Genomic DNA, 25,025 nt, shown 5'->3' with positions numbered 1-25,025 from the left:
GGGCTGCAAGACTACGAAGTGGCGCTTTCAGAGTGGCAAGAGAGCCGGCTTACTATTGGTGACATCCGTGTTCAAACGGCTTTGGAGGTGGCATCCAAGGGGCTGGCTGCAAGTGAGGCCGGTGCAGAGTGGTCCGCAGATCTTCGTGGAAGGCGGATGACGTGTAGGGCGGAGCGAGGGTCGGCAGGACATCGTGCAAAGTTGCGCTCGTCATAATGTACCGCCCATTTGATCTAGTAGCTGGCATCGCGAAAGACCTGGTGTTAGTTCGTTTGCGCGATTGAGAGCCGATCGGGCTGTTCCTCAAAGTAGGTAGACTCGCGCCGAGTTCGTCAGGCCGTGCGTGGCGCCAACCAGCCGCTTGACAGATGCAATGGAGAACGGAATGGGACAGCATCGCGCCGCCTCGGACCATGGTCGTCCGAGCGAGCACTTTCGCAACACCGCGTATATGATCAACAAGAGCCGGCCATATTTTGATGCAGCTCACAGCGCTGGTCTCATGGCTGTACAAGGGCGTTCGACGATTGGACGCGCCTTTGCATTAGGCGTCGGTCCACTCAGCGGCCGACCCCAGGTCATTGATTTCGTGCGGTGTTCGTATTTGGGACTGGATAATCATCCGACAATCGTGGCCGCCGCGATCGAGGCCATCGAGGCGCATGGATCGCTGCACTGGTCATGCGCACGAACACGGCTTAATTTCGATCTTCTGGCTGAGCTCGAAGCAGCTCTGTCGGAGATGTTCGGTGCGCGGGTTATCGCGTTTTCCACGGTCATGCTAGCCAATCTGGGGGCGATGCCCATTCTTGCCTCTGGCCTTCTGACGGGCGGCAAAAAGCCGCTTGTCGTGTTCGATCGCATCGCGCATGTGTCACTCGCATATCATAAGCCGGTGGTTGCCGATGAAACGCGAGTGGAAACGATAGAACACAATGATATTGACGCTCTGGAACGCCTGTGCCGCGAACAGAGAGTAGTTGCCTATGTATGCGACGGCGTCTATTCGATGGGAGGAAACGCGCCCGTCAAGGAGCTTCGTGAGCTCCAGGAGCGTTATGGACTTTTTCTTTACATTGACGATGCTCACGGCATTTCGCTGTTTGGGCGCCAAGGCGAGGGGTTTGCACGCACTCAATTCCCCGAAGTGTTGGGGGACCGTACAATCATAGCGGCCTCGCTGGCCAAGGGCTTTGGCGCGTCGGGTGGCATGTTGATGCTGGGAACGGCCGAGCAGGAAGCATTGTTTCGGCGATACGCTATTCCTTATGCATTCTCGGTCGCGCCCAACTTGGCAGCGGTCGGCGCCGCGCTTGGCTCTTGCAAGATACATCGATCGGCAGAGCTTGCCGAACGGCAGATGCGGCTGTCGCAACGCATCAAGGTCTTTGATCGTCGCGTCGAAACTCCCGAGCAAGGCAATTCGCTCCCAATCAGAATGGTTGCTATTGGATCGGAAGCGATGGCGATTGCATTCGCCCGAGAGCTCCTCGATGCAGGCTTTTACACCTCTGTGATTTTCTTTCCGACCGTGGCACAAGGAAAGGCAGGCGTTCGGGTGTGCATCACGGCCGATCATGAGGTTGGCGACATAGAACGGCTGTGTGGGTGTATTCTGGAGAAGGTGCCTGAGGCCATGATTGAGCCCCACAAGGCACCAGCGCCTGTGGCGCAGTGAGAACGATTCCTAGCCCAGAACAGAACAGCCGCAACTGGAGAACGTCTGCGGTCGAACATTTGCCGTGGGACACCTTGTTCTACTGTGAAAGTCCCTGCGGCTCACCCGCGTACACTCGCTATGATCGACGGAACAATGCCAACAGGAAAACCGAAGACGACTGAAGGCGGTCCGTCCTCTGTACTCGTCACCGGAGGAGCACGCGGGATCGGATTTGAGATCGTACGTCGGTTCTTGAACGATGGCTATCGAGTAGCCTTTGTGGCGACAAAGGCGAACTACGTCCAGCGTGCGCTGGAGAGCCTTAGAGCTCCAGAAGATCGGCTTTGTGCGGGGATGGTCGACGTCACTCAGCAAAATGAGGTGGAGCGCTTTGTTGACCAGATCCGCAGACGTTGGGGTGAAATTACTGTTCTAGTGAACAATGCTGGGATCTCGCCAAAGCGTGTAGATCAGAAGGTACCCTGGCTTTCGCAAATGTCGCAAGAGGAATGGGCGCGCGTCATCGATGTCAATCTCAGCGGCCCGTTCACCCTCATACGTCTCCTGGCACCATCCATGATTGCAAACGGCTATGGACGCATCATCAATATCGGCTCGCTCGCGGGCCGTGCCATGCCGCTAATCGCCGGTCCGCATTACGCTGCATCGAAAGCGGGACTGATCGGGTTAACCCGGGCTGCTGCACGGGATCTCGCGCCACACGGAGTTACCGTCAACTGTATTGCCCCGGGGCGGATTCTCAGTGACCTCACTGGACCAGCAGAGGCCGCGGTCAATCGCTCCGCCCTCAGCCGTATTCCAATCGGTCGTTTCGGAACGGCTGAAGAAGTAGCACACCTCGCCGCCTTTTTGGCCTCGCCGATGGCCGGCTTCATTACTGGAGCGACGATCGATATCACGGGCGGCGAATTCGGTGCCTAACCCGAGGGGGCTTGGTCGTTCTTTGTCGTTTGACCCACTCGTCTGTATTAGCCAGCGTCGGTCGACTCGGAACAGCCGACTGAGACGTTCTACGAACGTGTGCCTATCAGGCCTCTTGAGCGGTGTAGCGACAAACCTACCGTCAGCAGACGGAGAAGTTCCGGAGCATCCTTATGGCAGAAAGAGCGCAACCCTCTAGCGAGGCATTGTCGCAGCTGCAGGTCGTCGAGATTGGTAGCTCGGCCGCAACGAGTTATTGCGCGCGGCTGTTTGCCGACTTTGGCGCCGAGGTTTGGAAGGTCGAGCCGCCGGCCGGCGATCCACTTCGCTCCAGCGCTCCGCTGACCCCCGGTGGCCAGAGTGCGTGGTTCGCGTTCCTGAACTTCAACAAGTCCAGTATTGTTATCGATCCTGCTGACCCAGAGGCGGTTAAGCGGCTCACACTCTTGATCGAGGATTGCGACATTCTGATCGATGGCCGCGATATCGATGGCGCGAACTGCCCGCTCGTTGATGTCGCCGCAATGCGACAACGACAGCCAGGGCTAATCTACCTTGAAGCGAGCTGGTTCGGCCGGGAGGGGCCTTATGCTGAGTTCACCGCGAGCGACTCGATCGTTCGCGCCCTTGCCGGGCTCATTAAGCTCGTTGGGCCGGTCGAAGGCCCACCTTTGCACGCGCCGGATTTCCAGACCGGTGTCCTAGCAGGTCTATGGGGCTTTATCGCCGCTGCCTCGTCAGTGTTCGCGCGAATGCAGAGTAGAGCAGGTCGGTCGTACTCGCTCAGTATTTTCGAAGCCTGCATCTCGCTCAGCGAGTATCAGCTATTCGAGGCATTTCAGCGCGGCGAGGTGATGTGCCGGATCGGCATCAATCGCTTCTGGCCAAACTTTCCAGCCGGCATCTATGAAACAAAGAAGGGATGGCTCGGCGTCACGACAATAACCCCGAGCCAATGGCGTGCGTTCTGCGAGATGCTCGACCTTCCTGAATTGCGCGATGATCCGGCACTCGTGCTCGGCGCCGATCGTCTACAGCATATGGAGCAGATCGAACGACTGTTCATACCTAGGCTTAGGAGGCGGACCGCGCAGCAGTGGTTTGCCGAGGGACTTAAGCTCAAGATCCCGATTGTGCCGGTGCCAGAGATATCCGATCTTCTGCAGGACAAAGAGAAGATTGACCGTGGCGCAATCGTGCCCATTGTGCTCGGCAAGGAGAGAGCGCTGACGGCCGGCTCAATGCAGCGGCTGACATTGACACCGCCGCGCCGGGGCGGAAAGGTTCCGTGTCCCGGCGGGCGGCAGGGTTTTACGAGTAGCCGACCGAACTCCACAACCGGAGTGTCGAGGTTACCCGATTGCAGCGGTCCAGCCGAACAGCCTTTGCTAGGAACTCGTGTCATCGACTTTTCGATGGGCTGGGCTGGCCCATTGTGTACGCGAACCCTTGCTGATCTCGGTGCAGACGTCATCAAGATCGAGGCGATCCAGTACCCGGACTGGTGGCGCGGTGTTGATCGCCGCCCCGATTACGTCAACCGTCAGATGCACGAGAAGACGCTGCGCTTCTGCATGATGAATCGAAATAAGCGCGGCATCACGCTCGATCTGACCAGACCCGAGGGCCTCTCGCTCGCGAAGCGCCTGATAGCGGGCGCCGACATTGTCGTCGACAATTACTCCGTGGACGTGCTGCCAAAGCTTGGGCTCGGTTACGGGGTCCTCAGGGTGCTCAACCCGCACCTTGTGGTGATATCGATGTCAGCCTTTGGCACGAACAGTGATCGTCGCGGCTGCCGAGCCTACGGCTCGACCCTGGAGCAGGGCTCGGGGCTGCCGAGCGTGGTAGGAACTGTCAATGGGCCGCCAGTGATGAGCCATGTTGCGTTTGGAGATGCTATGGGCGGTCTGAATGGTTGCGCTGCAGTTCTTGTTGCACTGATCCACGCCCGCGAGACTGGGCAGGGGCAGCTTATTGATCTCGGGCAGGTCGAATGCATGATGCCGCTCGCTGCTCCATGGATCATTATCCAATCACTTTGTGGTACGTCGACAAGGTACGGCAATCGGCATCCTCAGTTTGTGCCGCACGGCTGCTTCCGGTGTGCCGGCGAAGACAGCTGGATTGCAGTAGCTGCCACCGATGCGGGTATGTGGCAGAGGCTTGCGAGCGTGATCGGCCGATCAGACTGGGCTGCTGACCCCTCCCTGAAGCTCGTGGACCGTCGCCGTTCAATTGAGGATACAATCGAGGGAGCCATCGAAGCCTGGACGCGCAAGCGTGATGCAGATCAGGTAATGGCCGAGCTGCAGGGCGTCAGGGTTGCGGCGGGAGTGGTCCGCCTGCCGATTGACCTGCTGCAAGATCGGCACCTAAGATCGCGTGGATTCTTCCAAGAGATCGAACGTTCGTTCATCGGAGCGCACCTGCAGCCGTCAATTCCGATTCGCGAAGGCGCACGGCCCCACTCAATCCGCCGAGCGGCGCCTACCCTGGGAGAACATAACAGCGAAATCCTGGCAGACTTGCTCGGGCTCGGCGAGGTCGAAATCGCAGAGCTTGCCAGCAAAGGCATCATCGGCACGAGAATGCTCTCGGAAGTAGAGCTGAGACAAGGACGGCGATCTCGAGAGACTTCGACCTAATAGCTCATGTTTAAGCGTGGACGCTCGCAGCGAACGCTTTAATTGCCCTTGATCGCGCAGGACTAGCAACACACGTGGGCCCATCTCGGAAGGGGACCTTTCTTCCTCACACTATGGGATGTCGGGTGTGTCGCTGTTGCCTTCCCGCATTCAGATTAAGGAGTTTCGATTGTGTGACAGCGGCGTAGCTCAATGACGCATTGATGCAACACGCGCGCGGTAATGCATTTGCGTGATTCGCGAAAGTCCACTCATGACACGAGTGTCACCTGGAAGACAGACCGGAGAGCAAAGAAGACGAACGCCCGTCTTGGTACCAGCCCGTCCATCCGGTCGGCAAAGACTGAATAGCATTGATGTCGCAGGTGCTCGAACTGTGTTGATCACGCGTCTTCGCTGGTAGATCGGAAGCGTATCAGATTGCCGGCCCAAAAGCGGAACACGAGGTTGCATGTAAGTCAACTACCAGCGCTCGTCATTGATCCGAACAGCTGAGCATGTCACCTATAGGCAGCTTCGCTGGAGAAGCGAGCTCGGTATGTAAGATCCAATCGTATGGTTGCCGTCATGGGGTTGGATCGGTTGAACGGCGCGACAACTCGCAGCCTGTTCCTCGCGGACTGCCTTCGTTTCACGCCCTGAGTGGCACATAATGGTCTTAAGTGCTCTGGAGGAAAAGACTTCGCTTGTGTTCTCTAGGTGCGAAGATTGTTTCTCAAGAGTGTGGTGCATCGCTCGAGTGCGAGATGTTTCTGAGAAAGGGAGTACGGCATGGCGCGCAGTGGTGAAATGGCGCTCGGACTATACGTCTTACAGGCGGGATATATCGAGGGAGCTTGGCGCGATCCGAGCGTGCCGAAGACGGGCGGAGTCGATGTCGAGCATTATGCGCACCTTGCGGCACTTGCCGAAGGCGCGGCATTTCACTTCGTGTTTCTGGCGGATAGCCCAAGTGTCGTCGAACGTGACAATGCAAACATAGCTCGTGCCGGCCGAAACGATACGTTTGAGCCGATCACTTTGTTGTCGGCTCTTTCATCAAAAACAAAAAATATCGGCTTTGTTGCAACAGCGACCACGACGTATCACCAACCCTATCATCTCGCACGTATGATTGCTTCCCTTGACCACCTCTCGCACGGACGTTCCGCTTGGAACATCGTTACCTCTGGAAATAAGTTCGAAGGGGCGAATTTTGGCGATGAAGAAATTCCAGAGCATGACGCGCGATATGAGCGAGCTAGAGAGTTCGTAGGTGTCATGACGGGGCTTTGGGATACATGGGAAGAGGACGCCTTCATTCGTGACAAGCAAAGTGGGATCTACGCCGACACGACGAAGCTGCACTTTCTCAATCACCGTGGTACCTATTTTTCAGTCAGAGGCCCATTGAATATCGCGCGACCGCCCCAGGGGTACCCCGTATTGGTTCAGGCCGGCTCATCCGAAGCCGGCGTCAAATTCGCTGCAGAATTCGCCGAAGTTGTATTCACCGCCCAGCCTTTGCTTGAGAGCGGTAAGCAGTACTACGCAGATCTAAAGGAGAAGGCTCGCGGGCTGGGGCGCGAAGACGATCAGATATTGGTGATGCCTGGCATTGTCCCGATTGTTGGGAGGACCAAGCAGGAGGCCTCCGATAAGCTTAAGAAACTGCAGTCCTATACACATACAGACGTCATGACGGAGACGGCAGATCGATGGCTGGGGTTCGTCACCGACCTGCGTGCGATCAATTTGGACTCCTTAGTTCCGGCCACATTGCCCGAGACGAATTTCATTCAGAGCCGCCAGAAGGTGCTCCTCGAGCTAGCTGCGCGCCAAGGAATGACCTGGAGACAGCTGATCCGCTTGATATCGGATTCGCGCGGACATCTAATGGCGGTAGGGACGCCTAGTGAGATAGCCGACATCATGATCAATGCCTTCGATCAATATGCGGCCGATGGATTCAACCTCATTCCCGCGATAGTCCCGAGCGGGCTCAAAGATTTTGTGGAGCTCGTCGTTCCTGAATTGCGCCGACGCGGTAAGTTTAGGTCGGAAAGCTCGGGGCGGACTCTTAGAGAAAACCTCGGGCTCAAGCGGCCACACAATCAGTTTACGCGAGCGGCGTAGCCTTGCTCTGAGTACTTGGAGGCGAGTCGCGCCGTTGTGGCGGAACCGTGCTGGTGCGGCATCGGCTGGAGCCGGAGGCCGGGACCGCCGTCGCAGCGCCGAAGTGGGGCACCGGAAGCTGCTCCGGCCCGCCTGCTCCCGTCGTTAGCTATGCCTTTCTGGAATAGTTACTTCCTGTCCCGGGACGGGCGCGGCGGCTTGCGTCCCCTCGACATCGGTTTCGGAGGCGTCGCACCCTTGGCTGGTTCAGCGAACAGTTCCGACAAATGAATACCCAAGGTCGTGGCGATGCGGTCCAGGAGATCAATGGTCGGGTTCTCTTTCTGCTGCTCAATGCGGCCCATGTACGAGCGGTCGATCCCGGCATCAAAGGCCAATTGCTCTTGCGGAATGCCGCGATCTACACGGATCCGGCGCACATTCCAGGCCACAAGCGCACGAGCGTTCATGCGCAAAGGCAGCCATTCTGACGATTATGAAACCACTGGTTATAGACATACTATTGCGATAAGCTGGCACTGAAGCAGTTGGCTCTCTATGCGGCGCGGTGCTTTTACGAAGCAGGTCACCAGGACGCAGATGTCGCGAAGTTTATCTTTTTCTAACGCTGTCGATCCGTCACAACTCGGGCTCAGCGCAAGACAGTTCGCTACTGGCGGGAGAGCAAAATGGCGCCTGCGATAACTGCGGCTTTTTCCGGGCGCCGCGACTAAATAGGACAACCGTTCACCAGAAGCTCGAAAAGTGAAACGAATTGTTCCCGTTGGGCTGCCTTCGGGCCGCGGCCCTTTCACCGGCGCGCGAACGACTAGTCTCCATTCCGTCCCGGCAGGGTAAGAGCAAGGAGATGCTAGCTGCGTAGCAAACCCGATTAGTCACCGCTATCGCTGCGAGTGGATCCAGCCCCAATAGAAGAGCAAATGCGCAAAATGGAGCCACGAGCCATTCTGAGCCGATATGCGCTCGCAGCCACGGCCAAAAAGAGCTTGGGACCGCGACGATTCGAGCGGTACCAAAATGCCCCCGATTTAGTTATCGTTGCTCGATTTCGATAGATTTTTCAGTCTAGTAGGAGTTTCAGCGTGCCGGCCGACCCGAAGATCGCAGATTTGGCGCCCAGCGCGCGCGAGCTCACGTCATATGACAAGGAGCACGCTGTTACCTACATGCGACTTCTCGATGCCGCGGCTGATACGGCAGATTGGCGCGAAGTCGCGCGCGTTGTGCTTGGGCTTGATCCGATTCTCGAACCGGATCGTGCGCAACGCACCTTCGATAGTCATATGGCTCGGGCCAAGTGGATAGCGGGCCAGGGGTATCGCGATCTGCTGCGTGGCGGTTGGCCAAAGGAATGAACAAGGCGGAATCAAAATCGGCAGAATTCCTAGCAATCGTAAAACATGATCATTGCATCGATTCGGTGCATGGAAGGCGGATACGCGGCACGCACGTAACCGTAAAGCGCCACAATCATGGGCTGCAGTTCGCCATGCGTGAAGATCATGCAGGGAAATAGTGCAATGCCAGGTACTGACTGGAGATCTGAGGAAGCCTACAGCGGCCTCAAGAAGGCAGAAGCTGCCGACCTGGCCTGGGAGTGGCTGCGCCGGGATCGCGACTACCAAGAGGCCTATAGGCGGCTATCTCGCCATGAACGTTCAAAAGCAGCGGCGGGCCAGTTCCGGCGGAAGTGGGGGCTCTCGTTTTCCAGCTGATCCGCAAAAGACATTCGACAAGCAAACCGTCTTCTGGGCGCCCGAAGTCCTGCCGACCGTGCTGGCTTTGCGTGCCGCCAACTGCGTGACGCCCGAAAAGTACCAGCTCGATTTTGCCAATCTGCCGGGCAGCGAGCTGCGTCGCGCGCCGGACGGATGGCATGCGATCGTGCCGCTCGGGGGCGCAAAGCATCGCCTTTGGCTGAGCAAGCTTCCGACGGGCGGGTCCGCTGTCGTCCTCGATCTGCCGCTCGACGCGAGTTTCGAGCTTCGCTTGCAGGCCGCACGTCGATTTTGGCTGGCGCTTGAGCATCGGCCGCTCGGAACGCCTCCTCTTGCTTTGCCGGCCTTGAAGCGGCGTCGGCTGATCCTCGCGCTGCGCGCACTGGATGGCTGGCAGGAAGGAAATAGCTATCGCCAAATCGCGCAAGGCCTGTTTGGAAGCCATCGTATTGCTGACCGGGGCTGGAAAACAGACGACTTGCGCAGCCGAACCATTCGACTTGTTAAGCTGGGGCGACGCCTCCTGCGCCTTCGCTGCCGCGCATTTCTCCAAAAGGGCAGACGCAGGAATGACAGTTCATGAGCTCTTGAGTGATCGTGGCATACCTTTGTTCAGTGCAGCCGCTTCTTCTGTTAGCATGACGCGATCGCAGATAGAGGATGAGGGTTTTGCGCTCGATCTCCTCCCGTCCTTTGCCGCGCGGATCGTTGCACGAAAAGGCGCTATCTTGGCGATCCTGCTCTGATGGTCTTCCCAGGCTGAGTGCTCTCGATTCAAGTGGCGGCAATGCAGCGATCTCCCGCTGCACTGGATTAAAGGCTCGCTGGCGTCAGGCAGCCTGCGCAAGCGTTGACTTCTTGCAAAGACGAGTGACCCACCGGCAAAAGGAACGTGCAATCTCGGGATACTCGCTGCGATCCACCGCATAGGCGCGATATTGCATGCCACTTGGAGTGCGCGACCCCGGTATGATCTGCAGAACGCCCCCACGCACCAGATCGCTGACAATGATTTCGGGTGCGACAAGAAGGCATTTTCCTGTCATGACGGCCGGCAGAGCAAGATAGTTGTGATCATAGCGCGCGCCTGGCTTTATGTCGTTTGAAGACAGGTTCATGGCCCTCAGCCAAGTCGGCAGGATGTCGGGCCGAGATGTGATGTTCAGTATCGGGGTTGAGCGGACAATTGAGAGCTCTCTGCCTGCGACCAGATTTGGCGGACCAACACATACCAGCTCCTCATTGTAGATCTCCCAACTGTCGGCAGGCTCGATCACGGAAAGGTCGCGTGTAATCAAGATATCGAAGTCGTCCGACGATGTCGGCGGCGATAGCGAGCTGACGACATCCACAATGACACCGCCCATTTCCGAAGAGAATGCCTGCAGATTTGGAATCAGAATGGAGAAAGCAAAGGTCGATAGTGACGTGCGGACCACAAGCCGATTGCTGCCCGCGGCCGCACGTCGGCGCATTCTTTTAGCGGTGAAGCCGACCGTCTCGAGCGGTTCGGAGACTGCGTTTGCGAATAGCCTTCCAAACTCGGTCAAATCACTGCGCCGGCCGCGCCGCTCGATGAGGTCTGCGCCCAGATACTCGCGCAGGACGGACAAATAGCGGCTGACCGAACTCTGCGTTGTTCCCAAGCTGCTGGCGGCCCGCGTGACGCTGCCTTCGCGTGCGACGGTCACAAAGGCGCGGATCGCATTTAGAGGAACTTCATCGTCTTGAGCCGCCATTGTCTGCTCCGGGGCCGGAAAAGCCATCCATCACATTATTCGATGTCCACAGCGGGATTGCCGCGTATCTGCGGCTGGCCGCGCACAAAATCCGCGTAAGGCCGATTTGATAGGTGGTCCAGCACCGCACAAGATCTCAGTGCGTCAGGGGGGACTAGGTCTTTTTGCGGCGTGCCGGCTTCGGCTTGCGACCTTTAGGTAAGGTAGCTGGCGGCGGCGCACCTTTGGACGGCCGAACAAACAGCTCGGAAACCGCAACGCCGAGCGTCTCGGCAAGGCGATCGAGAAGATCGATTGTCGGATTTGCCTGTTGACGCTCAAGTCCGCTCATATACGAGCGATCAACACCTGCATCATAGGCCAATTGCTCTTGCGGAATACCGCGCTCGACGCGGATCCGGCGCACATTGTAAGCCACAAGCGCACGAGCTTTCATGCGCGCAGGCAGCCATTTCGATGGCCATCAAACCACTGGCTATAACCGACCTAATAGCATCATCAAACTGGAGGGTTCGATCGTATTATACGATGCGTGTCACTGAATGGTTGTTCCGCGAGGCTACTGGGGCGTGCCGCGCAGGTGCTGGCATGGAGAGGGGCAATGACATTCGGTAAGAATTGTGAGTTTGAGGGCAGAACTGGGTGGGGTGTTCTAAGTTTTGCGGTAGGCTTACTGGCGTGCAGCGGCACACACGCGGCGGACCTGCCACTGAAGGCCAGAGCGGTCGAATACGTAAAGATCTGTTCGCTGTATGGTGCCGGCTTCTATTACATCCCCGGCACGGACACCTGCGTCAAACTGGGCGGTTACCTGCGCACTGACCTGGTCGTTAACAGCAACAGTGATTTTGATCCGGCCTATAACGGGGTGGCGGGTGCGCGAACCCGGCTGGGCAATGCCTACACGTCGCGCTCCCGCGGAGACCTGAACATCGATACGCGAACGGCGACCGAGTATGGCACCCTCCGTACCTTCTTCGAGACGGGGCTAACCTGGACGGATGCGACCTACAGTGGCGCCGGAACAGGTGCGACCGTTTACTCGTCGATCGGCGGTGTTCAAGCGCCGAACAATGCCAACTCCGGCGCCATCGCCGGAGGCACGGTTGGTGTCTACTCCGCATTCATCCAGTTTGCCGGGTTCACCATCGGAAAAGCGATCTCTCAGTTCTCAGTACCCTGGACGAACTATCCAGCGAACAATTATGATGATTTGCCAGGTGGTACCGGCTGGGTTACAGGCGTCAACCAGTTCACCTATACGGCCGACTTCGGCCAAGGCATTACGGCGTCCTTCTCGGCTCAGGATCAAGTTGCCCATGCCACGACCAACGTCTGGAACGTGAGCGCCGCAACGGCGGCCGGCCTTGCGGCAGGTGCGTACGGCGGCAACGACATCGCCGGTACGGCAACTCCCGACTTCATCACGATGCTGCGCATTGACCAGGCCTGGGGTTTGTTCCAGGCATCGCTTGCCGCGCATGACAATCATGCTGCTTACTATGGCGGTGATGAAACAACCGGTCATCCGAGCGACAAGTGGGGGTGGGCCACTCAGCTCGCCCTGTCGATCAAAAACATTCCGACCGGGCCGGGTGACACGATCAATATGTCTGGCGCCTATACCAGGGGTGCCAGCCGCTACGATTTCAATGAGAATATGTCGACCACCTACGCCATGCATGGCGGCACGGGTTTGCCGGGCCTCTACCAGAGCATAGGTCTTGCGGGCTTATCTGACTCTGTGTTTGTGAATGGCAGCTCACAGGAGTTGACCACCACGTACGGCTTCCGCGCTGGTTATACCCATAATTGGGATGCGTATTGGAATACGGGCATCTATGGTGGGTGGGCAGCCGTCCGGTATAGCAGCATCGCGAAAGGCTATATCTGTGGCGCCTTCATCGCAGGCCTCGCGCTTTCGAGCGGCCTTGCTGGCTGTAACCCGGATTTCAACTACGGCGCGCTCGGCCTCATCACGCGTTGGACACCCGTCAAGAACCTGACCTTTTCAGCCGACATTGCCTACACGATGCTCGATCAAAAGTATGCGGGTGGAAGCACAGTGACACTGCCGGCGCAGGCGAGTATTGCCAAGCCGGCTGCGGTTTATGAGCTGAAGGATCAGAGCACCGTGACACTGCTGCTGCGCGCGCAACGCAACTGGTGAGGTCGTTTCGGGATGGACAGTATGGCTTCCGAGCTATTCATTATAGGTCGGCGGTCCAGCGCTTAAGCCTCCAGGGAAGGACTCCGATATGCCTATCGGAGTTCTGCTGGATGCAGTTGCTGTTTCTCACGTGAGAGGCGAAAACTTCAATTCGCCGTGGACAGCGTCGTACAGCCTCTTTGTCAAAACTGGACTGGATCAGGTTCGTCGGGGCTCTTTCTGAGCTCCGGCGTATCCATCCGAGCTAGGCCGCGAACAGGGGCTCACCGGTTCAAGCGGTTGAGGAGTTCCGGGTCTTCCCTGTGCATCCTGATGAGCTCTGTCAGGTTCTCGATGCCGAAGTCGGTGAACGCCATGACCTGGTCGTCACCTATGCCGTAAACCCAGATGACGCCATCCTCTGTGTCCATTCCGTTGGCCACGTCCGAGAGCCAGTCCTCGTCTTCTCCAAGGTCCTTGGCGACGCGACTGATGGTGATGACGGCATAAACCTTGTTGACGTGCATGGCTACGCGGCCTGAGTGGAGGGTGTCAGCGCAGGAGGCGTCCAGTCCCAGGGCAACAACTCGTGCAGGCGGTTCTGCGGCATATCGGCGATGCGCGCGAAGACGTCGGCAAGCCAGGCTTTCGGGTCGATGTCGTTGAGACGCGCCGTCATGATAAGCGTGGCCATCACGGCAGCTCGCTCCGCGCCGCGATCAGAACCGGCGAACAACCATGCCTTTCTTCCCAGGGCAAAGCCGCGCAACGCCCGCTCTGCTGCATTGTTCGTCATGCAGATCCTTCCGTCGTGGACAAGGCGGGCAAAGCCCTCCCAACGGTTGAGCAGATAGTTGATCGGCTTGATCACGTTGGACGAACGCGACAGCCGGGCAGATTCCGCCCGGAGCCAAGCCTCAAGGTCGGTCAGCAGTGGCGCGCTTCTTTCCCGGCGGATCTGCAGCCGCTCCTCGGCGCTCAGCCCATAGATGTCGCGCTCGATCTCGAACAGCTGGTCAATCCGACGAACCGCTTCCAGCGCAACGGGCGAGATCGCCGTCGCCGACCGTCCGCGGCGCGCGTTCTGGGCGATATCGGCCAGTTCGAAGAATGCTCTGCGGCCGTGTGCCCAGCAGAAGGCGGCCGTGGCCGGCAACGCCTTGCGTCCGGGATCGAAGAGAGCGTTAAACCCGCTATAGGCATCGGCCTGCAGTATCCCAGCGAAGTTCTGAAGATGCCGCGCGGGATGCTCGCCGCGCCGATCACGTGAGGCGTAGAACAGCGCCGCCGGTGGATCTCGCCCGCCGAATGGCCGATCGTCGCGAACATAGGTCCAAATCCGGCCGGTGTCCGTCTTCCCCTTCGCCAGGATCGGGATCTTGGTGTCGTCGCCATGAAGCCTATTGGCGGAGAGCACATAGGCTTCGATTAGTTCAAAGATCGGCCTGACCGCGAAGGCTCCGGCGCCCACCTGGTCCGCCAGCGTCGAGACCGATAGCTCGATCCCCTCGCATTTGAAGCGCTGGACCTGTCTGTTTAACGGCTGATGCTGGCCAAATTTGTCAAACAGGATCGTCGCCAGAAGCTGGGGTCCGATATAGCCCCGCGGCGTGGCATGGAACGGCGCTGGCGGCTGCGTGATCGCCTCGCAGTCCCGGCAACTAAACTTCTCCCGCACCGTGTCGATCACCTTGAACCGGCGTGGGATCTCTTCCAGCGTCGAGGTCACGCTTTCGCCGAGCTTCGACAGCCGGGCCGATCCGCAGCAGGGACATTGCGTCGGGGCCGGCAGGACCACGCGTTCTCGCTCGATGTCATCGGGAAAGGGCTGGCGCAGAGGCCGCTTGCGCTCAAACGAACGCACCGTCTGCGTCTTCCCGGCCGCCTTCTCGGCAGCCAGTTCATCTTCAGTAGCGCCCGCCTCGAGCTCTTCAAGCTCAAGTTCCAGCTGGTCGAGCAGCCGCGCCGACCGCTCTGAGCGCGTGCCATATATAGTCCGTCGTAGCTTCTCGATCTCGAGCTTAAGATGGGCAATCAGCGCTTCGGCGCTCGATTGCCTCGCCTGGGCGTTGGCCGCTTCAGCAAGCCTCGTTTCCGCCGCGAGCCTGGCCGCGCGCTCGGCCAGGATCATTGCATGCGCAGCGGCAAGATCGGGCGGCAGGTCGGCGCTGGAGTCCATAGCCAGATGGAATCACATTCGCTGCCAAACTCAAATGACAAAGTCTCAACCCACGCTCGTGGGACGCCAGGACTCCTGCGGATTGCGCCAGTCGATGCCGGATAACAGATAGCTCATCTGCGCCTGCGATATCGGCACCACGCCATCGGCCAGCGACGGCCAGACAAAACGACCTCTCTCGAGTTTCTTCGTAAACAGGCACGCCCCCTGACCATCATGCCATATCACCTTCAATAAATCGCCGCGACGCCCCCGGAAGCAGAACAAATGACCGCTGAGAGGATCGCGGCGCAACACCTCTTGCACCTGCAACGACAAGGAGGCGAAGCCTTTGCGCATGTCGGTGTGGCCTGTCGCCAGCCACACGCGAACTCCCATAGGAACCGGAATCATCGCGGATCCAGAGCCTCGATGATCCGGCGAAGCGCCTCAACGTCGACACCCGTATCGACAATGACGCGCCGCCCGCCAGCCAGCTCGATCTCAATCCGACGCTCTGTCGAATGCATTGTCGCGCTCTCCGATGAGGCTGCTACCGACGCCACGGGCCCACCCTCGGCCACAACTGCCCTGACAAAACCAGTCTCGGATTTGGTCCGGTTCGCCGCGAAGGCTCTTCGCCAAGTCACCAATAGAGAACGCGACAAGCCGTACCGCCGCGCTGTCGCCGCTACCAGGCGAGGCTCGGATAGGCTCTCCAAAACAATCCGCGCCTTCTCCTCCTCAGACCAACGCCGCCGTCGGCCTGTATCGACCACTTCAAGTCGATTCAGCGTACTGATCGTATGGCTGTCCATACGTACAGTTCTCAACCATCAGGCCAGCCCGCCGCAAGGCGGCTCCCCTCGGAGGCTTACGCTCCGGCGGCTGGCCGAGGCAATGCTTAGTGCGACTGTGGCCAGAAGAGCTGCACCGCTTATCAGAGTCAATTGCCGTTACCCGTCCGTTCGGCCAGTTGCCCGAACCGCTTCTAGCCAAAGCCAAAGATCATCGACGAGACCGAGCCTATTGCACTCCGCTTCGACATGACGCGATGCGATGTCAAGGAATGTTTCGGCTCCGTACGTCGTCTTGAACTTGTCGATTTTTTCCAGGTCGAACGTGATCGACCAACGCCCCGAATCGTTGTTGATATCGACGCCTATGTCACTTGCTGATGCTGCGGGAGGGCGCTCCGATCCCATTTCCTGTATCCAGGTTTCATTTCAGGAAGCGTTTTTCGTTATCCTTGACCCGCTCCATGTTCTGAAGACGGAAGATCTCGTCAACACTGACGATGTCTTTGTGCACGTTCTGGACGCCGCCATCGGCAATGATACGCCGGAAAGTATTCTGCATGGCTGTCGTGGCAGCTCTTATGCCATAGTTGCCGTAGATGGTCATCTTGATGTTGCCAAGCGCTTTGATGCGCGAGGCATCAAGTTCTGGAAACGCGTTTGGCACGATCGCTACCGGTGCGGATCCGCGCCATGCATGACAGAAACGCTCGATTTCGCAAGGCGTCGTTTTCTTAGAGTGGATGAGAATCATGTCCGCTCCAGCCGCCATATAGGCCATGCTGCGCTTTAAAGCCTCTTCCTGACCCAGCCCTGCGATCAGCGCCTCGGTGCGGGCGATCACGAGAAAATCGGGATCTCGCCTGGTTGCGACTGCGGCCCTGATCTTGCCCTCGAACTCGTCGATGCGAAGAAGCTCCTGACGTCCATCAGCAGCAAGGCTCGTCACTTTTGGGAATGTCTTGTCTTCGATAACGACCGCGCTTGCGCCGGCACGCTCATATTCGCTGACGGCATGAATGACGTTGATCGCGTTGCCGTAACCCGTATCGATATCGGCGACAATCGGTAGGCTCGTGCGCGCTCCAATCGACCGAAGCATGTCGAGATGCTGTGTCATGGAGATCAGGCTCATGTCCGGCAGGCCATAAAGCGCGGACAACTCAAAGCCCGAAGCCCATAGGCCGTCAAATCCAGCTTCCTGCGCCAGAATCGCCGACAATGGGCTATGCGTGGCCATGATGTGGGCAAGGCCAGTCTCGGCCATATGGGTGCGGAGGCGCTTGGCTTGGGACAATATAGTCTCGCTAGGAGAAAGCCGTACAAGCGGCGATGGTTCGGTCGAAGGCTGCGAGCCCCAGAACTCACGATGCCGCGGGGAACGGGATAAACGTGGATTTACTAAGCGTGCCAGCCACTGCAAACTCGTCGAGCAGAGACTTGCTCAAAGCCCTATTCCACTTCGATGAGCTTGCCGTTCGCTGTGCGCTTGTCATCCAGTGCAGGGAACGACGGGTGGAAGTGTTGTCTCAGCGACAGGAAATCCTATCGTCCGCAAGCGGACCATCTCTATTCGTAATTAAGCGAACCTGCCAATTAGCTCATCGAATCTCTCGATGACATGATCGAATTTGCCGTCTTTATGCTCCTTCTGCGGTCCAGCAGCAGAGGTCAGCCCCAGAATAAGCAGCGGCGTTCGACGGCTGAGCAACTGAGCTAGCGCTTGCCGCTCCGTGTTAGAGACGACGTAGCCACGGGCGTTTTCACTTCGGTCCATTTTGCCGGGATGCCTGCTTCGTTCGGCCTGCTACCTATCGAACAGTCGCCGGGGTTTCATTGGCTGCCTGCAGCCGAACCTCCTGCTGCCAAAGTCCGAAGCGTTACGATCAGGCCGGGCGGGCTCAGGCCTCCGTTGCCTTGAGCCGGCACGGCGCCGCGCGGGCCTTTCCAATGTTTCTGTCTCGGCTTTTTCCGAAAGTACGGCCGCGGCATCGCACCTTTATATCGTTGCATCGTATAATTCGATGGACGTCATCGCTGTGTAGCAGTGCGGGTTTTGGAGTGCTCTGGCGTTAACCTGTCGGCGTAGTTGCTGAGTTGGTCACGCCGCGCGGGCCTTCCGGCCGATATCAAAGGAGCGGGTAATGGCATTTGGTTTGGGCGGAGAAATCAATGGAAGTATCGCTCCGGCGGCTGGCCTTTGCGGTGCTTCTCTGTTGATTGCAAAAGATAAGATTCTGGCTGTGGTGCAGTCACTGATGTGTGGGAGGTCGGCGCTGCCCCGTGCCTTCGGAGAGCTGAAAGGGAGGATGGGGACACAATTTCCGCCGCAGGGTGGTCGCTCAAGATCGGAAAGCGAGTGAGCCGGCGGGATAATGTCGTTGGGTTTTCGTGCTGAACGAACAGTCAGGGGTAGTGTGTGAGAGAACTTTTGACCATCGAGCAACTCTCGGTCGCTTTCGGGGAGACCCGAGCGGTTCGCTCGATCGATCTTCAGGTTCGCAAAGGCGAGGCGGTGGGGATCATCGGAGAGAGTGGATCGGGAAAGTCCGTGACCTGGCTCGGTGCTCTCGGACTGCTGCCGCCGAGTGTCGCGATCTCCGGCCGCGTCCTATTGGATGACCAGGAGCTCCTTGGGGCACCGGCCGAAAGGCTTTGGCAGATCCGCGGCAAGCGGGTCGCGATGATCGTCCAGGATGCTCAAAGCGCACCCAATCCGGTTCTAACCGTGGGCCGCCAGATCATCGAGGTGTTGCAACTGCATCGGGGCATGGGAGAGCGTGCCGCGCGAGCCGAGGCCAAGCGGCTATTCGACCTGGTGCGCATTCCCGACGCCGAGCAACGGCTCAAATTCTATCCCCATGAACTGTCGGGTGGACAAAATCAGCGTGTCATGATCGCCATGGCACTGGCCGGCCGGCCCGATCTGTTGATCGCTGACGAGCCGACCACCGCGCTCGATGTCACTGTCCAGGCGCAGATTCTGGATCTTTTGCGAGACGTCCAGCGCGAAACCGCAATGGCTCTGGTGTTGATTTCGCACGATCTGGGCGTGATCGCCGAGGTGTGTAGTCGCGCCTACGTCATGTATGCCGGTCGGATCGTCGAGTCCGGGCCGGTCGGCGACCTATTTGCGACGCCATGTCATCCCTATACGCGCAGCCTGCTTGAGGCGCTTCCGAGCCTTGATGGCCCCTTGCAGCGAATGAACGCCGTTTCGGAGGGCACGCCCGGTGCAGGATTATCGCGCCATGGATGCGCCTTCGCTCCGCGATGCGCAGACCGCGCCGATCTCTGCGGCCGCGTGGAACCTGAGCTGACGGCAGACCTTCTCGGCAGGCGGGTCGCGTGCGTGCGTGCGGACCACGCCAGGCCCTTGGAGGTCGTTGCGTGAAGGGGGCACTTCTGCTGGCCGAGGGCCTTGCAAAGGCCTACCCCTTGCGAGGCGGCCTGTTCGCGCGGCGTTCGCAGATCCTTGCCGTCAATGGGGTTTCGGTTTCGCTCAACAAGGGTGAGACGCTCGGTCTCGTCGGCGAGTCGGGTTGCGGGAAATCGACGCTTGGGCGCTTACTGCTCGGGCTCGAAAAGCCGGACGCGGGCTGCGTCACATTCGACAACGAAGTCATGCCCTCCAGCAAAGCTGCCGCGTGGCGGCGGCTGCGCGCAAGGATGCAGCTAGTATACCAGGATCCGTTAGGTGCGTTGGATGCGCGGCTGAGCGTTGCCGAACAGGTGGGAGAGCCGCTCGTCATTCATGGCATCGGCGGTCCCGCGAAACGGAAGGCGCGGGTCCTAGCTCTGCTGGCGCTCGTCGGGCTCTCCGAGCAACATGGCGCCCGCCTGCCACATGAACTGTCCGGTGGCCAGCGACAGCGCGTGGTCCTGGCGCGCGCTCTTGCGACATCGCCGGACCTGCTGGTCTGTGACGAGCCGATCTCGGCGCTCGATGTTTCGATCCAGGCGCAGGTGATCAACCTGTTTATGGACATCCAGCAAAAGTTCGGCGTCGCGATGATCTTCATCAGCCACGACCTGCGGGCCATTCGGCAAATCAGCCAGCGCATCGCGGTGATGTATCTTGGTCGCATCGTCGAGGAGGGAATAACCGACGACATCCTGCACGCTCCTCTTCATCCCTATACGCGCGCCTTGGTCTCTGCGGTTCCGGAGGTGCGCAAGCCAAGAGCACGGCGGACCATTCTGGCGGGTGATCCGCCCAATCCCGCTGACCGGCCGGACGGATGCGAGTTCCATCCGCGCTGCCCCGTTGCTATGTCAACCTGCAGCAATCTAAAGCCCTTGCTCCTCGGAAGCGGGAGTCGCGGCCGCAAGGTCGCCTGCCACCTGGCTGCAGCAAACGCCAGCCAGCCGCTGGGGGCGCATTGATGGCTTGGTTCGCTCTGGCGCGGTTCGCGCGCGCGATGATCACGATCCTTGTTGTGGTCGGCTTTGCATTCATTGTGCTGCGCCTCTCAGGGGATCCGGCCTTGGAGATTCTCTCCAACGATGCGCCACCGGAAGCGCGCGATGCGTTCCGCAGCGCCTTCGGGCTCGATCAACCTATCTGGGTACAATTTTTCGATTATATGACGCGTATCGCGGCTGGCAATCTTGGGAATTCGATGCGCGAAGGCCGCAACGCGCTCGCGGTCGTGATCGAGCGCATCCCCATTACACTTGCGCTCTCTGTCCCTGCGTTCCTCATCAATGTGGTGATCGGTATTCCCGCAGGCATCCTGGCCGCTCTCCACCGCAACAGCCTTCTCGACCGCGGCGTGATGCTTGGAGCGGTGGCAGGATTCACCATTCCCACCTTCGTGCTCGGTTTGCTGCTCGTGCTCGTGTTTTCCGTCCAGCTCGGGTGGCTGCCCTCAGGTGGCGCACGCAGCTGGCATCACGCGATCCTCCCGGTCCTCACCCTGGGCGCGGGCGGTGCGGCCGTTCTGGCGCGTTATACCCGTAGCGCCATGCTGGAAGTCCTCGGTCAGCCCTATATCCGCACCGCACACGTCAAGGGCGTGCCGTGGCGCCTGGTCGTCTACCGGCACGCCTTGCCGAATGCGGCCATTCCGATGGTTACGATCATCGGTTTCATGTTGGGACAGCTGATCGCCGGCGCGGTGTTGGTGGAGAGCGTCTTTGCTTGGCCGGGCGTCGGCAGATTGCTGGTGGCCTCCGTTGTGAGCCGCGACCTGCCGGTCGTGCAATGCGTGCTCTTCCTCATCGCTGTGACCATGGTCACGTCCAACCTTCTCGTCGACCTCCTCTATGGCCTGCTCGATCCGCGAATTCGACGGGGAGGGCAAGCGTGATGCTGCAGCAGAGCACGTCCGAAGCGCTCACCTCGAAGCCGACCTCCACGCGACCACGAACACCCCTGCTTGTTCACATGGCGCTCGCATATCTTGCTGTTTTCGTGACCACGGCTGCTGTGGCGCAATTCATCATTCCCTACGACCCCGCAGCGATCGATCTGAAAGCCCGTTTGTCACCCCCGATCGGATGGGGCGGCTCGCTCGCTCATCCGTTCGGCACGGACGAACTCGGGCGGGACATGTTGTCCCGCCTGGTGCTGTCGATCCAAATGAGTGTTTCCATCGGGCTTGGTGCGACTGGTCTTGGAGCGATGGTCGGCACCTCGCTCGGATTTATTGCTGCTCATCTTCGTGGCTGGATCGAGCAGGCGATCCTGGCCCTGATTGATTTTCAGGCCACGATGCCATTTCTGATCCTCGCCTTGGCGGTGCTTGCCTTCATCGGAAACTCGCTGGCGGTTTTTGTCTGTTTGCTCGCGCTGCATGGTTGGGAGCGCTATGCGCGGATCGCCAGAAGCCTTGCGATCAGCGCCAATGCGCAGGGCTATGCCAGCGCCGTCCGCCAGCTCGGCGCCCATCCTCTCCACGTGTACTGGCGCCATATCCTGCCCAACGTGGCCGCGACGCTGATCGTGTCAATGACCATCTCGTTTCCAGAAATCATTCTGGTGGAAAGCGGCTTGAGCTTTCTTGGCCTCGGCGTGCAGCCGCCTTCGACATCGCTCGGTGCCATGGTGGGCTACGGTCGCGACTATCTCGCCCGCGCGCCTTGGGTCCTGATGATGCCATCTCTCGTCATTTCGCTGATGGCGTTATCCGTCTCCCTGATCGGCGACTGGCTGCGCGACCGCTTCGACGGCACGCTCCGATAGTTGTCTGCGCTCTTCCCTGTTATCAAAAGGACCGGTTCCATGCTTGGCCTGAGTAGAAGATCCTTGCTGAAAACCATTGCGCTTGGCGCTGTACTGCCCGCGCGGGCTTTCGGCCAATCCGCGCGACCCAGGATCGTCGTCGCCGTGCCGACGCAGCCGGACTACGTGGACCCGGTGATGCTCAACAACACGCCGGCTCTACGGATGCTCTCTAATGCGTTCGACGGGCTGCTACGCATCGATTTTAACGACAACATGGCGGTCAAACCCGCCATAGCCGAGAGCTGGCGACGGCTTGACAGCACCACCGTCGAATTCACGCTTCGTCCCGGCGTCAAGTTTCATGACGAGTCGACTGTTACGGCCGGCGATATCGTGTTTTCGCTAAGCCAAGAGCGTAGGCTCGGACCCACTGGGGCCGGCAATACGGTTGCCTCGCAATACCAGCAGACCATCGCCTCAGTACAGGCGACCGGATCAAGCACCGTCCTCGTCACGACAAAGATCCCGGATCCCGCAATTGACAAGAAGCTTGCGGCATGGAGTGCGCAGATCGTCAGCGAAACCGCATTCCGCAAAGCCGGCAGCTGGGAGAACTGGTTCAAGGGGCCGGTCGGGACCGGACCCTATCGAGTGATCTCAAACCAAAAGGATATAAGTCTGGTCCTCAAGTCTCACGATGAGTACTGGGGCGGTTTGCCACCGTTCGCATCGATCGAGTTCCGGATCGTCCCCGAGGTCGCTTCGCGGGTCAATGGGCTCTTGGCGGGCGACTATGATCTGATATCGGATCTGCTACCGGATCAGTTCGAATCCATTGACACGTCTCGGTTCGACGTTGTCGGGGGCGCTATTGCCAATCTACGGGTGCTGGCCATCGATACGACGGCTCCCTGGCTATCGGACCGGCGTATTCGCCAGGCGCTGAGCTTTGCCATCGACCGTGACCTCATCATCACGCAGTTGTGGCGCGGACGGATCGATGTGCCTCATGGGGCGCAGTACCCGATGTTCGGCGACGTCTACGATTCCTCGTTCCCGGCGCCCGGCTACGATCCTGAAAAGGCGCGCGGATTGCTGCGGGATGCCGGCTACAATGGCGATCCGATTGTCTATCGGCTGCTCAACAACTGGTATCCAAACCAGGTGCTGACGGCTCAGATTTTGGTGCAGATGTGGAAGGCTATCGGCCTCAATGTCGTGCTCCATCCGATGGAGAATTTCAGCCAGGTCTATGCCAAGCCCTCGCATGCGATCTGGGATGAATCCTTTTTGCCATCGTGGCCCGATCCGACATCCATGGTTTGGCGTCAGCACGGCCCAGGCGGCGGCCAACACGCGCTTAAGATATGGGATTCGCCGCAATATCAGTCGGTCGGCGCGGCTTTCGCAAAGTCGAGCGATAGCGAGGAGCGCAAGGAACTCGCGCGACAGGCCCTGGAGATCTTTGCGGAGGAAGTGCCCTTCATCATCCTGCACAACAATGGCGCCTTCTATGCCAAGCGCCGAGAGCTCGCATGGGCGCCTTACCCCGCGCTGGTGATGGATTTTGGGCCGTTCAACCCCGCGCTCAAGGTAACCCGATGAAAATTGTTCAGCTGACCGATCCTCACCTTGTCCCGACAGGAACGCTGCTGAGAGGAATTGACCCCGAAGCCCGTCTGCGCGCGTGCCTCACTGAAATCGAAGCCCATCATCTCGATGCGGCAGCGCTTGTGGTCAGCGGCGACGTCACGGATCTAGCCGATCGGCTATCATACGAGCTGTTTCGAGATATCTTGAGCGAGTTCGTCTTACCCCCATTGCATGTCACTGTCGGAAACCATGATCGTCGCAGCATGTTCGCCGAAGTGTTTCCCGAGCATTTGGCTGCTGATGGTTATGCTCATAGCAGATTTCGCTTGCGCGATCATGTCGGCCTGCTGCTTGACACCTGGACCATGGGAACGCACGGCGGGGCATTCGACACGGTGCGCCTCGAATGGATCAGAACACAGCTTGCGGAAGGCAGTGAGCCGATTTTGATGTTCATGCATCACGCTCCGATCAGGGTCGGGTTGAAGCGGCTGGACCGTATCGCGCTGCAGGGTGAGGATGAATTCTGGGACGTGATCGCCCCGTTCAAGTCACGCATACGTCACATGTTCTTTGGCCACATGCACCGGAATGTCGCGGGCTCGTGGCGAGGCATTCCTTTTACAGTGGCGGCCGGCCTCACCCATCAAGTCATGCTGGATTTTCAGACCGACATCGTACGACATATCGAGGTCGAGCCCTACTTCAGCATCATCCTGGTCAACGATCGAGACATCGTGGTGCACCCACATGCGATCCGCGATGCCAGAATTATCGATATTGTACCAGATACGACAGCTCCGCCCTATAGGCTTTGACCATCGCGTCACGAAGAGCCTGAGTATGTTTTGGAAGGTAGGCGCGACCGGAATGACTCGTGTGGTGGCGCATTAGACTGATTGCCTATGCACGTTATCTGCAGCGAGCATCAGGCCCCGCCTTGATGCGTTCGGTCTGAAGATCTCCAGCGCCCTTGAGTTCGGAGATCACGTCTGAGCGCACACCATCATGCTTCACAAGAGCCATCGTAGCGCCGGATCTGAACGGCTCGTGCGGCTTGTCATGGGCCAAGGCATGGACCAGGACCGATGAGGATAACCAGGACTCGCGACGACGCATGCCAGGCTCCATTTGGTGGAAAATGAGATATCAAGCTGAGTGAGGAATGCGCCCGAATGCTGGTTAGATCAACCATCAGGATTGGCAGCTGGCTTACTGCCGTCAAATCTCCTCTGATGCGTGCTCGCCGGAAATCGTGGCCATGACTCTCTCGCTCTGTACTATCCTGGTCTTCGCGACGCCTTGTGCTCTCTTCGATAGCCGGACATGGAACATCG

General features: G+C 58.9%; 23 protein-coding genes. 14 read left to right on the top strand and 9 right to left on the bottom strand.

What is annotated here, in order from left to right; genetic code table 11:
• Positions 1-385: 385 nt before the first annotated feature.
• The 4 genes from CI41S_RS16575 to CI41S_RS16560 all read left to right on the top strand — a co-directional run bounded on the left by CI41S_RS16575 (position 386) and on the right by CI41S_RS16560 (position 7,365).
• Positions 386-1,678 (top strand): aminotransferase class I/II-fold pyridoxal phosphate-dependent enzyme, encoded by a 1,293-nt coding sequence (locus CI41S_RS16575; RefSeq protein WP_244626551.1) that lies wholly within the window; start codon positions 386-388, stop codon positions 1,676-1,678.
• Between the two features lie 120 nt (positions 1,679-1,798).
• Positions 1,799-2,602, top strand: coding sequence for an SDR family oxidoreductase (locus CI41S_RS16570; RefSeq protein WP_244626550.1), 804 nt, complete (start codon positions 1,799-1,801; stop codon positions 2,600-2,602).
• A gap of 173 nt (positions 2,603-2,775) precedes the next feature.
• Positions 2,776-5,250 carry a CaiB/BaiF CoA transferase family protein gene (locus CI41S_RS16565; RefSeq protein WP_139860437.1) on the top strand — a complete coding sequence of 825 codons (2,475 nt, stop codon included), beginning with the start codon at positions 2,776-2,778 and terminating at the stop codon, positions 5,248-5,250.
• Positions 5,251-6,021: 771 nt separating this feature from the next.
• Positions 6,022-7,365 (top strand): LLM class flavin-dependent oxidoreductase, encoded by a 1,344-nt coding sequence (locus tag CI41S_RS16560; protein WP_139860435.1) that lies wholly within the window; start codon positions 6,022-6,024, stop codon positions 7,363-7,365.
• 167 nt (positions 7,366-7,532) lie between these two features.
• Here CI41S_RS16560 and CI41S_RS16555 read toward each other — a convergent pair whose 3' ends face one another.
• Positions 7,533-7,814, bottom strand: a complete 282-nt coding sequence (locus CI41S_RS16555) for a helix-turn-helix domain-containing protein (RefSeq protein WP_139860433.1) — start codon at positions 7,812-7,814, stop codon at positions 7,533-7,535.
• Between the two features lie 633 nt (positions 7,815-8,447).
• Between CI41S_RS16555 and CI41S_RS16550 the strand changes: the two genes are divergently transcribed.
• From CI41S_RS16550 to CI41S_RS16545, 3 genes are all read left to right on the top strand, one after another.
• Positions 8,448-8,720: a DNA -binding domain-containing protein gene (locus CI41S_RS16550; protein ID WP_139860431.1), complete on the top strand. Its 273-nt coding sequence runs from the start codon at positions 8,448-8,450 to the stop codon at positions 8,718-8,720.
• Positions 8,721-8,837: 117 nt separating this feature from the next.
• Complete coding sequence (locus tag CI41S_RS45350) at positions 8,838-9,080, top strand: transcriptional regulator domain-containing protein (protein ID WP_430650023.1); 243 nt, start codon at positions 8,838-8,840, stop codon at positions 9,078-9,080.
• Complete coding sequence (locus CI41S_RS16545; RefSeq protein ID WP_139860429.1) at positions 9,016-9,666, top strand: DUF2285 domain-containing protein; 651 nt, start codon at positions 9,016-9,018, stop codon at positions 9,664-9,666. Before CI41S_RS45350 ends, CI41S_RS16545 begins: the two co-directional genes overlap by 65 nt.
• A 247-nt stretch (positions 9,667-9,913) precedes the next feature.
• On the opposite strand, the gene CI41S_RS16540 is transcribed toward CI41S_RS16545, so the two are convergent.
• Both CI41S_RS16540 and CI41S_RS16535 read right to left on the bottom strand, forming a co-directional pair.
• Positions 9,914-10,822 (bottom strand): LysR family transcriptional regulator, encoded by a 909-nt coding sequence (locus CI41S_RS16540; RefSeq protein ID WP_172628078.1) that lies wholly within the window; start codon positions 10,820-10,822, stop codon positions 9,914-9,916.
• Between the two features lie 154 nt (positions 10,823-10,976).
• A complete protein-coding gene (locus CI41S_RS16535) occupies positions 10,977-11,258 on the bottom strand; it encodes a helix-turn-helix domain-containing protein (RefSeq protein ID WP_139860425.1) in 282 nt (93 codons plus the stop codon).
• Between the two features lie 165 nt (positions 11,259-11,423).
• On the opposite strand from CI41S_RS16535, the gene CI41S_RS16530 reads away from it, so the two are divergent.
• Positions 11,424-12,992: a porin gene (locus CI41S_RS16530; protein WP_139860423.1), complete on the top strand. Its 1,569-nt coding sequence runs from the start codon at positions 11,424-11,426 to the stop codon at positions 12,990-12,992.
• A 263-nt stretch (positions 12,993-13,255) separates the two neighbouring features.
• On the opposite strand, the gene CI41S_RS16525 is transcribed toward CI41S_RS16530, so the two are convergent.
• From CI41S_RS16525 to CI41S_RS16500, 6 genes are all read right to left on the bottom strand, one after another.
• Entirely contained in the window at positions 13,256-13,498 is a 243-nt protein-coding gene (locus tag CI41S_RS16525) for a hypothetical protein (RefSeq protein WP_139860421.1), read from the bottom strand.
• A gap of 2 nt (positions 13,499-13,500) precedes the next feature.
• Entirely contained in the window at positions 13,501-15,150 is a 1,650-nt protein-coding gene (tnpC, locus tag CI41S_RS16520; protein WP_139860419.1) for an IS66 family transposase, read from the bottom strand.
• 45 nt (positions 15,151-15,195) lie between these two features.
• Entirely contained in the window at positions 15,196-15,543 is a 348-nt protein-coding gene (gene tnpB / locus CI41S_RS16515) for an IS66 family insertion sequence element accessory protein TnpB (protein WP_139860417.1), read from the bottom strand.
• Positions 15,540-15,947, bottom strand: a complete 408-nt coding sequence (tnpA, locus tag CI41S_RS16510; protein WP_139860415.1) for an IS66-like element accessory protein TnpA — start codon at positions 15,945-15,947, stop codon at positions 15,540-15,542. Before tnpA ends, tnpB begins: the two co-directional genes overlap by 4 nt.
• A gap of 138 nt (positions 15,948-16,085) precedes the next feature.
• Entirely contained in the window at positions 16,086-16,334 is a 249-nt protein-coding gene (locus CI41S_RS16505) for a hypothetical protein (protein ID WP_139860413.1), read from the bottom strand.
• 16 nt (positions 16,335-16,350) lie between these two features.
• Positions 16,351-17,223 carry an isocitrate lyase/phosphoenolpyruvate mutase family protein gene (locus CI41S_RS16500; protein WP_244626549.1) on the bottom strand — a complete coding sequence of 291 codons (873 nt, stop codon included), beginning with the start codon at positions 17,221-17,223 and terminating at the stop codon, positions 16,351-16,353.
• A gap of 1,122 nt (positions 17,224-18,345) precedes the next feature.
• Here CI41S_RS16500 and CI41S_RS16495 point away from each other — a divergent pair.
• The 6 genes from CI41S_RS16495 to CI41S_RS16470 all read left to right on the top strand — a co-directional run bounded on the left by CI41S_RS16495 (position 18,346) and on the right by CI41S_RS16470 (position 24,506).
• On the top strand, positions 18,346-19,320 hold the full coding sequence (locus tag CI41S_RS16495) for an ABC transporter ATP-binding protein (RefSeq protein WP_139860411.1): 975 nt from the start codon (positions 18,346-18,348) through the stop codon (positions 19,318-19,320).
• On the top strand, positions 19,317-20,312 hold the full coding sequence (locus CI41S_RS16490; protein ID WP_139860409.1) for an ABC transporter ATP-binding protein: 996 nt from the start codon (positions 19,317-19,319) through the stop codon (positions 20,310-20,312). The genes CI41S_RS16495 and CI41S_RS16490 overlap by 4 nt, the downstream gene beginning before the upstream one ends.
• Entirely contained in the window at positions 20,312-21,238 is a 927-nt protein-coding gene (locus CI41S_RS16485; protein WP_139860408.1) for an ABC transporter permease, read from the top strand. Before CI41S_RS16490 ends, CI41S_RS16485 begins: the two co-directional genes overlap by 1 nt.
• Positions 21,238-22,113, top strand: coding sequence for an ABC transporter permease (locus CI41S_RS16480; protein ID WP_139860480.1), 876 nt, complete (start codon positions 21,238-21,240; stop codon positions 22,111-22,113). The genes CI41S_RS16485 and CI41S_RS16480 overlap by 1 nt, the downstream gene beginning before the upstream one ends.
• A 63-nt stretch (positions 22,114-22,176) precedes the next feature.
• Entirely contained in the window at positions 22,177-23,700 is a 1,524-nt protein-coding gene (locus CI41S_RS16475; protein WP_172628076.1) for an ABC transporter substrate-binding protein, read from the top strand.
• Positions 23,697-24,506, top strand: a complete 810-nt coding sequence (locus tag CI41S_RS16470) for a metallophosphoesterase (protein WP_172628075.1) — start codon at positions 23,697-23,699, stop codon at positions 24,504-24,506. Before CI41S_RS16475 ends, CI41S_RS16470 begins: the two co-directional genes overlap by 4 nt.
• The last annotated feature ends 519 nt before the right edge of the window (positions 24,507-25,025 follow it).

It is taken from the genome of Bradyrhizobium ivorense (assembly GCF_900696085.1).
Lineage (GTDB): Bacteria > Pseudomonadota > Alphaproteobacteria > Rhizobiales > Xanthobacteraceae > Bradyrhizobium > Bradyrhizobium ivorense.
Note: the sequence above shows the minus strand (reverse complement) of the source record. Positions and strands in the feature narration are given on the sequence as shown.